General features: G+C 46.7%; 3 tRNA genes. All 3 read left to right on the top strand.

The features are described 5' to 3' along the window. The first annotated feature begins 90 nt into the window (after nucleotides 1–90). The 3 genes from H5115_RS17045 to H5115_RS17035 all read left to right on the top strand — a co-directional run bounded on the left by H5115_RS17045 (nucleotide 91) and on the right by H5115_RS17035 (nucleotide 590). Nucleotides 91–166: transfer RNA gene (locus tag H5115_RS17045), tRNA-Glu, on the top strand. Nucleotides 167–346: 180 nt separating this feature from the next. Further along, nucleotides 347–422 (top strand) — tRNA-Glu (locus H5115_RS17040). A 92-nt stretch (nucleotides 423–514) separates the two neighbouring features. Beyond that, a tRNA-Glu gene (locus H5115_RS17035) sits at nucleotides 515–590 on the top strand. The last annotated feature ends 3 nt before the right edge of the window (nucleotides 591–593 follow it).

The following is a 593-nucleotide window of genomic DNA, read 5'->3' as shown; positions in this document are numbered from 1 at the left end:
ACTTATTTTTAATAGGGAAGTGTAGTGTTATTAAGAAAGCTCGCCTGAAACGAGTCTAAAAATTCAGTTGTCCTAGTGACACTTTTATGTGTCCCCATCGTCTAGAGGCCTAGGACACCGCCCTTTCACGGCGGTAACAGGGGTTCGAATCCCCTTGGGGACGCCACTTACTATTTTAAGTATTGTGTAAAGCAGTGTGACACCGCACTCTCTATGCACGACGCTATCAAGAGTACTAATCTCTTGGGGACGGCAGTTACTTATTTAATAGGGAAGTGAAGTGTTATTAAGAAAGCTCGCCTGAAACGAGTCTAAAAATTCAGTTGTCCTAGTGACACATTTATGTGTCCCCATCGTCTAGAGGCCTAGGACACCGCCCTTTCACGGCGGTAACAGGGGTTCGAATCCCCTTGGGGACGCCACTTACTTATTTTAATAGGGAGGTGTAGTGTTGTTAAGAAAGCTCGTCTGAAACGAGTCTAAAAATTCAGTTGTCCTAGTGACACATTTATGTGTCCCCATCGTCTAGAGGCCTAGGACACCGCCCTTTCACGGCGGTAACAGGGGTTCGAATCCCCTTGGGGACGCCACTT

Source organism: Pseudoalteromonas sp. SR44-2 (assembly GCF_014163745.1).
Lineage (GTDB): Bacteria > Pseudomonadota > Gammaproteobacteria > Enterobacterales > Alteromonadaceae > Pseudoalteromonas > Pseudoalteromonas distincta.
Note: the sequence above shows the minus strand (reverse complement) of the source record. Positions and strands in the feature narration are given on the sequence as shown.